Source organism: Bartonella florencae (assembly GCF_000312525.1).
GTDB classification, from domain to species: Bacteria; Pseudomonadota; Alphaproteobacteria; order Rhizobiales; family Rhizobiaceae; genus Bartonella; species Bartonella florencae.
The window spans coordinates 84,377-99,562 of sequence record NZ_HE997452.1; the positions used below are offsets into that span (position 1 = coordinate 84,377).

Here is a 15,186-nt window from a genome sequence, read left to right on the forward strand (position 1 = left end):
CTTATGAAGGGCTTTGTTCTTGCATATTCCCTAGCCCCCCGCCCATATAAGGAAATTAAACATGTGTAATACCAAAAATGAGAAGCCTTGTTTTTTTACCATTGGTTATGAAGGAAAATCACTAGACCATTATCTGAATTGTCTTATAGAAAACAATATCAAAGCTTTGTGTGATGTTCGTAAAAATCCCATAAGTAGAAAACATGGTTTTTCAAAAAGGCAATTAGAGAAAGCTGTAAACAACATTGGCATTGAATATATACACTTCCCTGAACTTGGAATTGCCTCTGAAAAAAGACGCAAACTGAAAACACGAAAAGATTATGAACATCTTTTTGAAGATTACCAAAATACAACTCTTAGGGATAATCTTCATGCAATAGAAAAATTATACCAGCTTTTTTTAGACAAAAAACGTGTTGCTATCACTTGTTTTGAATCTGATGTGTGCATGTGTCATAGGGGAGAAATTACCAAGGCTCTGACACAACTCAAAGATTGGAAATATGAAATTAAACACATCTAACAAATAACTTGCAACTTTAAAAAATGAAGGTGTTCTATAACACCTCTCTATCTCCAACCTTTCCTAACAACTTTCAATCAATTCGTGATTCACAACACGGGTAAATTGCATCTTAAATGTAAGGAGAAAAAATATGGCGCACCGCCCACCTACTATAACACGACCAGCCATCGCACGCGCTTTAAAAGAAGCAAAAAAGCAAGGAGCAGAAGTTGTAGAAATCAAACCAACTGGAGAGTTATTAATTCATATCAATAAAACCATAGAGCCAACAGCAAGGAATAATGCTTATAGCGTTAAAGATTTTCCACCGCTTGAAAACGAACAACAAGAATACACTACTAACAAATCTTGCCGTTCTGTTGACGGCATAGAGTTCTAAAATGCCAAAACGTCGTCCACCATATCTTGTTCGTGAACGTACACGCCATGGTAAAATCATATGGTATGTACGTATCGGTCATGGTCCACGGTTTCGGATTGAAGGAACCTATGGAACACAAGAGTTTGTTGACAATTATACGCTTGCTCTTAAAGAAGCGCAAAATGGTTCTTCTAAGTCAATGAAACGCACTAAGCTTACCGAAGGGTCATTTGATTGGTTATTGCACCAATATTTACAAAGCATGCAATGGCATAATCAATCAGAATCAACAAAAAAGGTCAAATATAGGATTCTGAATAATGTTTCTAAACATATTGGTGATCGCGCCTATAAAAGTATAGAAAGACACCATATCCTTGATGCTGTAGAAAGAAGACGCGCAACACCCGCAGCAGCAAAACATTTTTTGACTTCTTTAAATGGTCTTTTCAATTGGGCGGTTGATAATGCTCTTTTAAACAGAAACCCCGCCTTTAATATCAAAGCCCCCAAATCTCTTAACACTGAAGGATTGGCACCATGGTTAGAAGAAGATGTTGAGAAATATTATCAGCATTGGTCACATGGTACCCATGAACGCGTATGGATTGATGTTCTTCTTTATACGGGATTGCGCCGTGGTGACGCCGTTCGCATTGGCTGGAAAGATGTCAAAGATAATATTATTCATCTCAAAACAGAAAAGAGCCAATTTAAAACAGATGTTTTTCTTCCGATTTTGCCAGAACTTTCAGAAACTCTTAAAATTGGTCCCATAGGTAATGAAACATTCATTTGCGGAAAAAATGGAAAGAAGCTCGTCAAAGAAAGTTTTGGCAACTTGTTTCGTGAAGCGTGTAATCAAGCAGGAGTTAAAAAATCAGCCCACGGTTTGAGAAAATTAGCAGCAACACGTGCTGCCAATGCTGGTGCTACAGTTTCACAAATGAAAGCGCTTTTTGGCTGGACAGAAGATCAAATGGCATCTCTTTACACCAAGAGCGCAGATCGTAAACGCCTAGCAATAGAAGCTATTAAAAAGCTACAAAAAAGTTCGGGATAGAGAGAAGAATAAGTAAAAAGAATCAATGAAACAAAAATTCCCTAACTTTTATATAACCCATTGATTTTACGATAAATGGCGGAGAGAGAGGGATTCGAACCCTCGATATGGTTTCCCATATACACGCGTTCCAGGCGTGCGCCTTCAACCACTCGGCCACCTCTCCAGAGGTTTGCACACTATACCCAGAAAGAAATAACGTGCAAGTCTAAACTCTACATTCAAAATTCAAAAAATGATTTTATCCATAAAAATAAAATGTGATAGTTATTGAATAACAACTCTACCCTCTTTTTTAAAGCAGCAAATTTTTTGAAATCACAACTATACCTGCTCTCTGAAGAAAATGCTTTTTTCAAAGTGATTATGCTGCCCATGTTTTTCTCAAGTAAAGCATTATACATCATCACTAAACCTTTACCCCTCAATATTAAAGCATAGGGCGCAATAACTTCATTCCAACAAAAATAATTTGTGAGGTGATTTCTTAACTAAACTGCTAGATTGCAGAAATTCTCCTCCCTTTAAAGCTATATTAAATCACCTTATATCATTACCAAGAGCACGTACAGCGCTTGCAGTTTCACATTGTAATGCTTTTTTTGCTAAAATTTTCATATCCTCAAAACTATGTGCCTGTAAACACGCTTTTACGGAAGAAATATCACTGGATATCATGGAAAGTTCATGAATCCCCAGCCCCGTCAAAATCATCGCAGCAAAAGGATCGGCAGCCATCCCACCACATACACTAACCCAACATTCATGTTTTGCTGCACCTTGAATAGTCTGATAAATCATACGCAAAACCGCTGGATCAAGACTATCCGCTTCAGATACAAGATAGGGATTTTGTCGATCAACAGCCATGGTATACTGCATTAAATCGTTGGTTCCAATTGAGAAAAAATCGACATAAGCACCCAATACATCTGCCATAATAGCTGCTGCAGGCACTTCAATCATAATACCAAGCTTTAATTTTGGAGCACCAATATCGCTCTGAATTTCCTCTGTAATCTTTTTTATAGCAAAAATCTCTGACACAGACATGACCATTGGAAATAGAATCCAGAGATCCCCACCCTCTTTTGCAGCTCGATACAGAGCACGTAACTGAGGAACCAAAAGATCACGCCGACGTAGCAAAAGCCGCGTTCCGCGAACACCTAAAAAGGGATTGTCTTCTTTAGATAGATGTAAATGTGTAACCTGTTTATCCCCACCAATATCAAGTGCACGAATAATGAGTGGCTTATCGCCTACAGCTGCAATCATCGCACGGTACACATCAAATTGTGCTTCTTCATCTGGAATATGTGGACTATCTAAAAACAAAAATTCTGTACGCATGAGACCAACACCTTCAGCTCCCAAATTGAGTGCAACAGGAACCTGATTTGCATAGTTTACATTCGCCATGATACGAATTCTTTGACCATCTGTCGTCTGCACTGGCAACCTATACTCACGTATCTCATTTTCACGCTTTCGTGTAACTAGACTCATCTGCCTTTGCGCATCTTCAATATCCTCAGGAGTAGGATCAAGATAAATAAGCCCATTATCGCCATCAATAATAGCCTGAACATAACATCCAACTGCTAAAATATCCACCCCTGTAGCTACAACCATTGGAATCCCAAGAGTACGCGCCAAAATAGCCGTATGAGAAAGTGGCCCTCCCCATACCGTTGCTAACCCTTGTACCTTTGTACAATCAAGCTGTGCTACATCAGAGGGAGAGAGATCATCTGTAACAAGAATAACATCACGCGGAATATCATTTAAAAAGAATGATCTATATGATGGATTAATTTCTCCTAAAACACGACGACCAACATCAATTAAATTAACAGCACGCGCTGCTAATAAAGGATTATCAACCTTAGAAAACATATCGACAAATTGCCGAACTGCTCTATCCCAAGACCAAGCGACACCATGGCCTTCTGCTATAAAGCGACAAGTTTGAGCTATCAGATTTTCATCTTCAAGCAAACCCATTTGCGCAGAAAAAATTGCTGCTGCATCAGCTCCCATACGTGCTGTGATATCAGCAATTACGGATGCCATTTTATGTTTCGTTTTTATAAGAGCATTTTCAAGACACGCTGTACCAGCCGCGAAACCTATTGGCTGGTCCATTATGGAAACATCATTTTGTCTTAAAATAAAAATCTTGCCAAAAGCTAACCCTGAACTTGCTCCAATACCAGAAATGCTTTTTTGTCTAAAACGCGGATACCAACCATGAAAAGCTTTCGTTTGCGTTTCCATTTCTCTCATTGCACATTTTTCACTTATGCTTACTTTTTCTACAACAGAAATGGCATCCTTAAGAAGTTGCATACCTTCTGCTGCATCCGTTGAAAAAATCAGAACATCACCGTTTTTTGCTCCTAATTGTAATAATCCGACCAAATTCTTCATTTCAACGACATATTGACCATGGCGAACTCTGATAGAGCTTTGCACCTTTTTTGCAAAGTCAACCCAAAGAGAAGCTGGTCGCGCATGAAGACCGCTTGGATAATCCAAAGTCCATTCCTGACACACTGAAAGGTCTCCTATAAAAGCCTTTCCTATTTCCATGTCCTGACTCAAAAGAGTTTTAACAATTTGTTGTTTATCGGCAGTTGTTAAAAGTGCTTCAAGCCGTTCTTTATCAAATAAGAGATCCGTCAATTGTTTGCAAATCTCTTTATAGCGATCTGGACAAGCTGCAATGGCGATAACCAAACGCGCTTTATTTCCATCACGCCATTCAACCCCTCTAGGAATCTGTATAACAGCAACAGCCTCCCTAATAACCAAATCTCTATTTTCAAACATTCCATGGGGAATTGCTATACCATTTCCAAACCAAGTATTTGTTATTGCTTCACGCTTGAGCATGCTTTCTAGATAACATTGATCAACGGCTCCAACCTGCATAAGTAACTCAGCAGCAGCATGAATAGCATCATTTTTATGATCAAAAGTCGCTGCAAGTTGTACAGATTTTATAGATAAGATTTCACTCTCATTAAAATCTGTATTTATTGCCTCTGCTTCCTCACATTTTATCATGAATTTACATTGCCTCATGTTCGAATATGGATGTTCTGATCAATTTCGTTTCAAAACCATATTTTCCAAAATATAAAAAACACTGTGAATTAACTCTATTTTAGGAAATATAACCACGTGAGACGTTCAAACATTTTAATATGATCCGTCTAACGATTGGATGATACTATCCCCTAAATTGCTTAAACTATCGTAGAAAAACTTGACTCCTGTTCTTACTTCATAAAAATAAATTGCTCCCATTTTTATGTAGAAAACCAGCTGAAAAACTATTTTTAAAAACATTCCCCCTCCCAAGCTATTTGACACAACTTGTTATATTTCGCACAGAAATAGAAAACCCCAACTATCTATAATTTCAGCGGCCTCTCCCAAATTGAGTGACCCGCCCTTAACTCATTATACGTTACATGATTACAAATTATTCTATGCAACCCACCTCTTTAAGATTGCGCATAATTAAATACGCCAAAATATAAAACTCTCAAGACATAACCTTGACCACACTGTATACTTTTCTTTCTCAAATGATATCACAACTCTACAATGCCCTTTATTTGCACATCCGCGAAATACTCACCCTTAAAACAACATCCTCACCAGTTAAATCAAGCCAATCTCCATAGATAATCTTAATTTTTAAGTATTTTAACAAACAAGACAATTACAGTTCTAAAATGGAAAGTGCTTTTATCTTAAACTAAGCTTTGCTCTTGTATTTATAGAGTTCATTTTCACAATGCTTAAATAATCAGAAAAACTAATCTTGATAGCGCTAATTATACGCCTGCCATTCCAATTGCTTTACACTCAATTCTCTTAAGTGTAGCTCCACCCTAGATTTATTGTCCCACCTCAACGCATTTCACTTCATAAAGTAACTTTGATCAACACTTTGTACAGTCTTTTACTCTTTCTTCTCTCTCAAAACGGATAACTTCACTCATCCCATAATCGTTTAAGAAGATTACAAATATCATAAACACCTACCAGTTGCTTCAACTTTACCAAAATTATCGTGCCAATATTCCTATCAACTTTCTCTTAAAATTCTTCGAAAATGAATTGCTTTTTTAAAATATAAATTGTTCCGTGCTTTTTCGCATATAATAAAAAGAAAAAGCTTTCCCCACCACCATCATATAATAGTTTATTGATAAATTCCATCATCATATCACTGTCTTTAGTACGAACAAAATATAGCACAACTTTTTCAGTTCTTTGAGAAAAATAATTGCCCAAATTCCGCCTTTTCAACCTTCTGGACATCTCTATATCAATACAAAAAAGGAAAGATAGAATGCTATCTTTCCTTTTAAAGATTTATAATTTCACAACCGAATTCCAATGAAGTACCAGCTTAAGCAGAAAAGGTCATAACCTACTTCACTGTCTCTACCCTAGGAATAACCGAGACATAAGAACGGTTATTTGCTTTTCTTTGAAAAGAAACCACACCGTTTGATAGAGCAAAAAGGGTATGATCTTTTCCTATACCGACATTATCACCAGGATGCCAGCGCGTACCACGCTGGCGAATAATAATATTTCCAGCGATAACGGCTTCACCACCAAATTTTTTAACGCCAAGACGTTTCGATTCTGAATCGCGACCATTACGCGAGGAACCACCAGCTTTTTTATGTGCCACGGACGTTCTCCTTTAATCTTTTTTATTCTTTGATGCTACAGCCGCTTTTTTCTGCGGCACAGTCTCTTTTTCAGCTGCTTTTTTAACAGAAGCAGGTGCTTTTGTTTCCTTTTTTTTCTCTTTTAATGCAGTGGCTTCTTCTTTTTCTTTAATTGGCTTTGTCGCTGCTTTTTTAGGCTTTGCACCACCCATCAAAACTTCTAAAATACGAAGTGTCGTCAGTTCTTGGCGATGACCACGTGTGCGTTTCGAATTTTGACGACGGCGCTTCTTAAATGCAATAACCTTACGCCCACGGGTTTGCTCTATAATTTCAGCCGTAACTAAAGCATCGGCAATAACAGGTGCACCAATAATTGCATTACCCTCTTGCCCCACAATCAATACATTATTGAATTCAACAACATCACCGGCATTGCCAATAATTTTTTCGATTCTCACCACTTGGTTAGCAACAACGCGGTATTGCTTACCACCAGTTTTAATGACTGCGAACATTTTTTATCCTTTCGTTCACACCAGCTCTTATTTAACCCTCAGTTGATTTCTACCTTGTCAAAGAGAGAAAATAGGCTGCTTTTTATCAGTCGTAATAGATTTTAAGAGGAGAATAAAATACCCTCGAAAACGCAAATATGCGCAGATTTCTCCACGCTTGCATTTCACATATATGACGGAATTTCCATTCTCTGTCAATAAAGGCACATAAAAAAGCAAAAAATGGTTGTACTAAAAGCAATTGAAGGTTATCTACCCTCCATATGCTTCGATAATATGAAGTTTTATTGCACTTTGATGTCATATATGGAGAGATGGCTGAGTGGTTGAAAGCACCGCACTCGAAATGCGGCATAGGGGTAACTCTATCGGGGGTTCAAATCCCTCTCTCTCCGCCAATAATAGATCTTTTGTAGCTTGCCACTAGGTTTTGTATATTTTGCCACCAGGTTTTGTACCAATTTATTTTGCTTCACATGATTTTTAAGGGGTTCTCAAAGGGTCTTCAAAGTCCTTTCAAAGGTTGTTTAAAGACTCTTTAATGAATCTTTTTCTTTTCTCCTAAATATCGCAATTGCTAATGATCAGTTCCTTTGCCGGAATCGCATTATTTGACAAATTACAGGAATAAATTGTTCTCACCTCTTTTATATGGAATTGGCTAAAGGTTTTTCGGATTTCTGGCACATCATTGAGAGAGAGAAGAAACTTTCCCTTTAGTTGTGCAAGCAGCATAGACATCGTCTGGTAATCCTCCCGCTTAAACAAGTCCTTGCCATAATAATCCTCAACACCAAAATAAGGTGGATCAAGATAAAACAAAGTATTTGGCCGGTCATAACGCACAATAAAATCAGACCAATCTAAATGTTCAATGGTAACACCCGCTAAACGGCGGTAAATAAGCTTTAATAAGTCCTCAAGTTTCAAAGAATTAAACCTTGCTCCACGGTTAGGATCAACTCCAAATGTACGCTTAGCCACCTGACCAGCGAAACTTAATCGCTGGAGATATAAAAACCGCAAAGCCCGTTCTAAATCCGTAAGGGTGCTTGGATCTTGTGAAGTAAAACGTTGAAACAGCTCACGGCTGCTAATCTGGAACTGCAACAGATCCATAAAAGGGTGATAATGGCGTTGCAACACCCGAAAAAAATTCACCACATCCCCGGAGCGATCATTGATAACTTCATATAAGGGAATCAATTTTCTCCTAAAGAATATTCCTCCCATGCCAACAAAAGGTTCAGCATAAGTACGATGAGGAATGCCCTCAATGATTTTGATAATGGTTTTGGCTAACTTGATTTTGCCACCAATATAAGCAGCAGCTGGCGAGATGGGTTTAACAGATTTTAATTTTTCTTTGTAAAGTATGTCCATCATTTTTTAACACTCTTTCATCTATATTAGCCGTCTTCTCATTGCTTTAAGTGATAAGAAGTGGCTGCGATGTTAAGTTAAGTCGCATCGGACGGGTGTGTTCGCAAAACTTTCTCCCGTTGGCTGGGTGACCAGCCCAGCCTCTATTTTTGTTCCTCTCCTTGATTTGGTGCCTCAAAAGTTATTTCTGTGGTGTATCCGCTTTGCTTTTCATAGCGATGGATCACGGTAGCAGCATGCCATGGACCATTGATTTCGCCTCGAAACCCTTGCAATAAAAGAGGTTGATCCGCCATGATTTCAGGGCGCCCCTCAAGGCTTAAAGAACCGCTGCCCATGGCTCGACAAAGCCTATCCGACTCAGAAGCAGCGGCAGCTTGTGCTTCTTGCTCACAAGGATAACACGTCCGCAGACGGCGAATGGGCCCCGTATACCCTGTGTGATGTTTGACGGCGTGTTGTTGCCCTTTTGCGCGATCAAAATACCGTGCTTCTATCATGCCGTATTGGGTACGCGGCTCGAGACTAAATTCCCAATGGGAACATTCCTGTTGATGAATGGTCTGGAGGGGGAGATTGTCCCCACTTAAAAATAAAAACGTATTGTCTTTGATCAAAAAACGCGCCTGCATCCGATCAGCAAGCCGGGTTAAAAAATCAATCGCCGATTGATCGGTGCGCACCACATAAGGCAAGGTTTGTTTGGTAAACTGTGGACTGACCTTTGCTTGATAACCATGACGTTTGGCAAAGCTCTCAACAATCTCAGCAATGGTTTTATGGTCAAAATGTTCGCTGTCCTGTTCTTTGATCTCCGCACGCATCGAGGCGCTTTTGCCACAAAGGCGCAAAATCTCTCCATCACTTCCCCCACAACTGATCACCGATTCCACAACAAAACGCCCCATAAAGGCACGAATGCTGTCTTGATAACCAAAGGTGACATGGAGTGCACTGTTGCTGGAGGGAATCTCTAAATCATTGCCGCTATCATCAAACTCTGCTTCAAAGCTATCGGCTTCATTCCCCGCATTGTCTGTGATAGTTGCCGTTAAAAGACGTTGGTAAAAAACCTCATGAACAAGCTTATCTCCCACCCTTACCTCAATAAAGGGATGTGTGCGCATTAATCCCATAGCCGTTTGACCACGCTGTTTTTTTCTTGGGAAATAAATTCAGGCAAAAGAACCTTTAAGCCCCGCGGCAAAAAAGTATCATACCCAGCAATCTCTGGATTAGCCTCCAGGGTGGCTTCTAAATAACCTTTCAGTAAACCCGCTTGCCTCCGATCTCCTAAAACAGACAAGGCATGATGATAACAAATGAGGTCTAAACTCATATCCTCAAGTTCGACCACAAGCTGTTTTGCGGGGATCTTCATGGGCTATCCTCCTCTTGTCCCACTTGATATTGACCTTGTGGTTTTCCCCCATCAAAAAACGGCAACAGGCTAATGGAATAGCGAATACGCCCCGATTGACCAGAGCGGCTAATATAGTCATGGTCTTTCGTGACACTGGTAATCACCACACATCCAAGCATTAAGGCACTGTAGCTATCATCACTCATCCAACGGATCATCTGAACGGGTTGAGCCGCACGTATGGTTCTGGTGATGGCATCAATGGCAACTCGGTCACCAAACTCTTCTGGAAATAATACCCCGTGGATGGTCTTGGGATCATTGCCATAACCAGTAAATTGCAAACCAGGGGACCTGCCAAAACGCTCTAGGCAAACCCATGAGGCAGAGAATTCCTCTTCAAAAGATTGGAAGTTCAGCCAGTCCACATAAAATTGATGCGGTCCTAACATCAGCAAAGGATCTTGCATGGTCTATTCCCCCTCATTCTGTTCCACCGTGCAAGGCATTGGCCCCTGCCCGTTGCAATGCATGGCGAACCGCATAACCGGTCGCCATGGGATCACGCGCGCCATTGACATGCACCGTGACATTTTGATTGTGGGTGATGGCAGAGCGGTCTTTCTCTCTTTGCTCTAAGACCAAGTGATTGGCATGAGAATGACCTGCAAATTGTGCTATGGGTTGAATGGTTGTTTTGCCCCCAAGCCAACTTGGCAAATGAAACAGGTCGGATAAATCAATCGACCCAATCCAGCCCTTTATGCGACTGGGCAAAGATTTAAAAAAATCCATCAAGCCTGTGATGGTCCCCATAAAGCCATCGACAATCCAACTCGCTAAATCTTCTCCGGCTTGTTCCATACCAGCCTTGGCACTCTCCGAGAGCTTTTCGCGGGCAAAAAAACTTCCCAACCAGCTCCAAAAGTTGGAAAGGCTTTGTTTAAACCCCTCCCACACGTTGCCAAACCACCTGCCAACAGCGCTAAGCCCTTGTTTGAACTTTTGCCAATGGGAAGAGAGATCAAAAGCAGCAGCAATGATGTTTTTCCAACGTGTGATGGTGCTGGTATCAGCACCAAAAAAACGCATGACGGCTTCAAAGGCACGACCAAAAGCGTGTGCTATCCCCCGTGCAAAGCCATTTATAAAAGAAGAAAAGCGGTCCCAATATTTCCACAAAGTAAAACCAGCAGCGAGGATAACAGCTACAACAGCAGCAATCAGAGCACCGATTGGGGTAAATACAGCCCCAACAACAGAGGCTATGCCAGCAGCAATCACTTCGATCACGGTTCCTATCCAACCAAAGCTGCTCGCAAAAGCCGCCCCTGAAACAGCAATCCCTCGCAAAGCACCCATCAATAAGGTCATGGGGCGTAAAAGTCGCAGTGAACGTGCCCCAAGTCCTGCGGTGAGCAAGCCCAGTGAGCGCCCTGAAGCCAAAAGCCCGCGCCAACTTGCCTTTAGCGCACCGCTCACAGCCCTCATCTTGATAAAAGAGGCAATCAATTGCAGGATCCCAAGGCGGGTTCCGGCAAAAGTAAAACGCACAACCCGCAAAGCAATATTAAAAGCCATCAGAGCGGCAATGGTTTTGATGATCACACCGGTTAAAACAGGATGCTCATTAGCCCATGCCATCAGCACGTTTAAAAAACCACCAACACTCGCCATTAAACTGTTCACATGGGGCAACAAGACTTCACCAATGGTAACCCCTAAAGCCACAATGCGGTTTTGCAACAGTTCAAATTGCCGCATGGCACCGGTTGCTTGTTTATCTGCCTCTTGTTCGACAGAGTCTTTAAAGACTTTTGGGTCTTCAACAAACTTTAAGGCTTGCCCTAACAGTTCGGGGTTACCCACCAGTTTGGCAAAATCCCCAGTAAAGTCGCGTCCTGCAATGGCAATCAGTGAACGCATCCCCTGTTCGGATTTGCCCAAGACATCAAAAAAACGCACCAAAGTACCGGTGGCATCTTTCTCCAAATCTTCCATAAATTTTTGGCGAGAGAGACCAATATTGGTAAAAGCATCTTCAATATGTTTACCCCCTGCTTGTATGCGCGCACTCATGGCATTAAAACCACGTGCTGCACTCTCTGGAACAATTCCAGCAGAAATCATCGCCGTCCCAAATGCTGCCGTTTCGCGGGCTGTGAGTTTAAACATGGTGGCCGCACCGGTCGCCCGATTGGTAAAGTCAGAGACTTCACTCGCCTTTGCCGCCATGTGGTTGGAAAGATGGTTGATGGCATCGCCTAAATCTTCGATGCCTGCTTGATTAAGCTTAAAGACATTGCGCAATTTGGCAAAGCGCTCACCAATTTGATCTCCGCTCATATCAAAGGCGACCGCGGCTTTGGCGGCATAAATACTAAAAGCCTCGAGATCTTGTTCACCAATCCCTGCTTGGCTGGCACTGGTCATCAGTTCTAAAACTTCACGAGCGGCGAGAGGAATCTTTGTTGAGGTTTCAAGGGCAAAACGACGCAATTCTTTTAAACGATCAAGAGGGGCATCGAGAACCTTCTCTAAGCCCTTCATCGATTGGTCAAATTGCATGGCTTTATAGAGCGGGGCAATTAAGGTTGCCGTTTGAGCAACAGCCCCCACCATGCGCCCACGCGCATGAATATAAGCACTTTCTGCATTTGCTGTGGCTTGCTTTAGATGTTCAGGGTCAAACCACCCTTTAAAATGCTTTCGTGTTTGGTTTTGGAAATGCGCAATATCGAGGCTAAAGGCTCTTAAGTCTCGCTTGGCAGAGGCGATCCCCTCTTGGAGATGATTCACAAAACGCACAACAAGGGAAACATCCATGAGCGTATTTTATCCTAACATTTGGCTTTCATATTCTTGTTGTTTCAAGCGCACTAATTCTTCGCGATAGGCAATCACTTCCAGCCAATCCATCTGATTGATCTCTAGAGCCGACCAGTGGTAATAAAGGGCTAGTTCGGCTCCAAATTGTCCGGCATAGGGGATTGGTGTTTGGGAAAAAAAGCAAAAAAAACCTTAAATACGGCCATAAGATCAACAATATCAAGACGATTAATCAGTTCAACAGATTCATGAGACATCTCTGCCAGAAGCGCGGCGATTCCTTCCATGGCTTCATGGGTAAATAAAGCCTCACAAAGTTTGGAAATAAGAATATCATTGCTCAAAGGTATTTTATCTTCTTCTACAGCGGGCAAAAGTAACTTTGCCAGCTGTGGTCCAATCAACACAGCTAATTGGCGTGCTTGCTTGAAATTTGGGCGATAAAAGATCAATTTTTGCCGTGTTGATTCTTTGCCATCCTTGTCTTGATAAACAAGGGGAACCTGCAATTCCACAGCAACACTTGTTTGTAAACTTGTCATGATCAATTCCTATAAATTGAGAATAGAGCGACGGCGCCCACCGATATCTTGTCCATTGCGCACAAGCCAACCGCCCCGTTTAAAGGAAAAGCGATGCAAAACAGAGCCATCCCAAAATTCTGTGTAATCCCAAATATTTTTAATCTCGCAATCATAGCCTGTGGCTTTTCCAGCTGTTAAGCTTTCGCTATCGACTTTGACCAAGCGCCCTGTAACATCAATGGAATGTTCATGCTCGCGTCCATCTTCTTCAGACACCACATGTTTTTTGCCGGTAAATTTATGACGAAGACCAGGAGGACCACCGAAGATACCAATGATTTCTGGAGTGTGGCTGTGAATTTTCATTTGCAAGGTTAAAGCTTTCACACCAAGACCACTCACATCAATTTGCATGTCAGAGCCCCCTGGTTGATAGGTTTCGGTGATTTCTTCCAACGTGGGAAGTTTGAGTGTCTCAAGATCAAGATGGAGATTGACATCATCATCAACAATCAGGGTAAAACCACGAACAATTCTTAAAGTCATACATCACTCCTTGCTGCCTTGCGATAACCCTCAAGCGTATCGCCAAAAGTATGGGTCATTTTATTTTGGATATCTTCAGAGAGCCGATCAAAATAAGCACCATTGCGCCGGCTTCCAAAGCTTAAATCTTCGAGAGGGGGCACTTCTTCTGCATCAAATTCCACCCGCAATTTTCCCAATTGCAAATTGCTGTTTGAATTCAAATCACGGTCAAACCAGACACGTCCTCCTAAAAGCGCACCACGGGCAATCATATCATCAAGAAACTGTGTAAGGCTGCGGGTAATGGCAATGACATGTTGACCGGTCAGGTTTTCGTCATTCGCCCAAGGGCGCAAATTATTAATGATGGTTTTTTCCAAGGCTGCGCGGGTGCGTACCACATTGACAAAACGCCAGAGTGGATCACTCGAGGTGGTGTGATTGCCCCATAAAATGCGCCCATTGGCAGCCAATTGACCTTGGGCATTTTGGCTAAGGCGGGCGGGAATAAAGGTGGCAATATCAGCTTGATTGAGACGATTAGCCTCATGATCAATTTCCCCATCAAAATAGCTAATGGGGCGCGCTGTACCTAAAATACCATGCACATCTTGGTTAGAGGGAGACCAAAAAACACCCCCCCTTTGTTTGTCCCGTTTGATAAACATGGCGGCTGCAAAAGGACTTGCTGGTTTAACACTCCAACCCCCCTCACTATTTGCTACCCGCACAAAGGGATCAATCAGATAACAAAAGCGTGAGGAGAAATCTGCGCGAAAGGCAAGGCTTTCTTCCGTATTTTTGCCCCCCGTATCGAACACCGCAATGGCTTGTAGCTTTTCAGCAACCTGTTCTAGAGCATCTGCTAGTGGATTTTTAGCATTATCAAGGCGCCCTGCACTATAAGCTGGCGCTAAGAGAATTCCAAGTTCCACACCTAAATGCCCTCTAGCATGTTTTAGCGCATGAACACCGGTTAAAGCAACACTTGACCCCACCATTTCAGTTTGTGTTTCAGCAATGGTAGATTTTTCCTCCACCCGCACGAAGATCACTTGTGCCTCAATTCCTTGCGCACGCACGGCGTTGATAACATCAAGGGCTGTGCCTTTTTTCCCAAGCTTTTGGATTTTCTCTGTCTCATGGGTAAAGACCAACACGGGCTCGTTGAGGGGATAGGTCTGTGCATCCGCATCAGGGGCTGTAACAACCGCCCCAAGGGCGGTTTGACTAAACATCTCTAAGGGGCGAGAAGCTTGACCATCCTCAATGAGGCGAATACCATGATTAAATTCTGTTGCCATTTTGCTCTCCAAATCAATGAAGAGACAATAACAAGCATCACCATGCTCCATAAGACTGACAGTGTCAGTCAAAAAAAGCCC

At 41.8% G+C, this 15,186-nt stretch carries 14 protein-coding genes and 2 tRNA genes; 4 read left to right on the forward strand and 12 right to left on the reverse strand.

Going from position 1 to position 15,186, the window contains the following annotated elements:
- The first annotated feature begins 61 nt into the window (after positions 1-61).
- From BN202_RS03140 to BN202_RS03150, 3 genes are all read left to right on the forward strand, one after another.
- The gene (locus tag BN202_RS03140) at positions 62-526 is read left to right on the forward strand and encodes a DUF488 domain-containing protein (protein ID WP_019219080.1); all 465 of its coding nucleotides are present in this window, start codon (positions 62-64) and stop codon (positions 524-526) included.
- 133 nt (positions 527-659) lie between these two features.
- A complete protein-coding gene (locus tag BN202_RS03145) occupies positions 660-908 on the forward strand; it encodes a hypothetical protein (RefSeq protein WP_019219081.1) in 249 nt (82 codons plus the stop codon).
- A gap of 1 nt (position 909) precedes the next feature.
- Positions 910-1,953: a tyrosine-type recombinase/integrase gene (locus BN202_RS03150; RefSeq protein WP_019219082.1), complete on the forward strand. Its 1,044-nt coding sequence runs from the start codon at positions 910-912 to the stop codon at positions 1,951-1,953.
- Between the two features lie 76 nt (positions 1,954-2,029).
- On the opposite strand, the gene BN202_RS03155 is transcribed toward BN202_RS03150, so the two are convergent.
- The 4 genes from BN202_RS03155 to rplU all read right to left on the reverse strand — a co-directional run bounded on the left by BN202_RS03155 (position 2,030) and on the right by rplU (position 7,174).
- A tRNA-Ser gene (locus BN202_RS03155) sits at positions 2,030-2,119 on the reverse strand.
- A gap of 374 nt (positions 2,120-2,493) precedes the next feature.
- On the reverse strand, positions 2,494-5,025 hold the full coding sequence (gene ptsP / locus BN202_RS03165) for a phosphoenolpyruvate--protein phosphotransferase (RefSeq protein WP_019219084.1): 2,532 nt from the start codon (positions 5,023-5,025) through the stop codon (positions 2,494-2,496).
- A 1,381-nt stretch (positions 5,026-6,406) separates the two neighbouring features.
- Complete coding sequence (gene rpmA, locus BN202_RS03175) at positions 6,407-6,676, reverse strand: 50S ribosomal protein L27 (protein ID WP_019219086.1); 270 nt, start codon at positions 6,674-6,676, stop codon at positions 6,407-6,409.
- A 12-nt stretch (positions 6,677-6,688) separates the two neighbouring features.
- Entirely contained in the window at positions 6,689-7,174 is a 486-nt protein-coding gene (gene rplU, locus BN202_RS03180; protein WP_019219087.1) for a 50S ribosomal protein L21, read from the reverse strand.
- Between the two features lie 308 nt (positions 7,175-7,482).
- On the opposite strand from rplU, the gene BN202_RS03185 reads away from it, so the two are divergent.
- Positions 7,483-7,572 (forward strand) — tRNA-Ser (locus BN202_RS03185).
- A 163-nt stretch (positions 7,573-7,735) separates the two neighbouring features.
- Here BN202_RS03185 and BN202_RS03190 read toward each other — a convergent pair.
- The 8 genes from BN202_RS03190 to BN202_RS03225 form a co-directional block, all read right to left on the reverse strand.
- The gene (locus BN202_RS03190) at positions 7,736-8,557 is read right to left on the reverse strand and encodes a DNA adenine methylase (protein WP_034987393.1); all 822 of its coding nucleotides are present in this window, start codon (positions 8,555-8,557) and stop codon (positions 7,736-7,738) included.
- 143 nt (positions 8,558-8,700) lie between these two features.
- The gene (locus tag BN202_RS03195) at positions 8,701-9,684 is read right to left on the reverse strand and encodes a phage late control D family protein (RefSeq protein ID WP_019219089.1); all 984 of its coding nucleotides are present in this window, start codon (positions 9,682-9,684) and stop codon (positions 8,701-8,703) included.
- Positions 9,684-9,938, reverse strand: coding sequence for a tail protein X (locus BN202_RS03200; protein WP_019219090.1), 255 nt, complete (start codon positions 9,936-9,938; stop codon positions 9,684-9,686). Before BN202_RS03200 ends, BN202_RS03195 begins: the two co-directional genes overlap by 1 nt.
- Positions 9,935-10,390, reverse strand: a complete 456-nt coding sequence (locus BN202_RS03205) for a phage tail protein (protein WP_019219091.1) — start codon at positions 10,388-10,390, stop codon at positions 9,935-9,937. The genes BN202_RS03200 and BN202_RS03205 overlap by 4 nt, the downstream gene beginning before the upstream one ends.
- Before the next feature lie 13 nt (positions 10,391-10,403).
- Positions 10,404-12,746, reverse strand: a complete 2,343-nt coding sequence (locus BN202_RS03210) for a phage tail tape measure protein (protein ID WP_019219092.1) — start codon at positions 12,744-12,746, stop codon at positions 10,404-10,406.
- 131 nt (positions 12,747-12,877) lie between these two features.
- Positions 12,878-13,291, reverse strand: coding sequence for a hypothetical protein (locus BN202_RS03215; RefSeq protein WP_019219093.1), 414 nt, complete (start codon positions 13,289-13,291; stop codon positions 12,878-12,880).
- A 9-nt stretch (positions 13,292-13,300) separates the two neighbouring features.
- The gene (locus tag BN202_RS03220) at positions 13,301-13,819 is read right to left on the reverse strand and encodes a phage major tail tube protein (protein ID WP_019219094.1); all 519 of its coding nucleotides are present in this window, start codon (positions 13,817-13,819) and stop codon (positions 13,301-13,303) included.
- Positions 13,816-15,105: a phage tail sheath C-terminal domain-containing protein gene (locus BN202_RS03225; RefSeq protein WP_034987395.1), complete on the reverse strand. Its 1,290-nt coding sequence runs from the start codon at positions 15,103-15,105 to the stop codon at positions 13,816-13,818. The genes BN202_RS03220 and BN202_RS03225 overlap by 4 nt, the downstream gene beginning before the upstream one ends.
- Positions 15,106-15,186 lie beyond the last annotated feature (81 nt).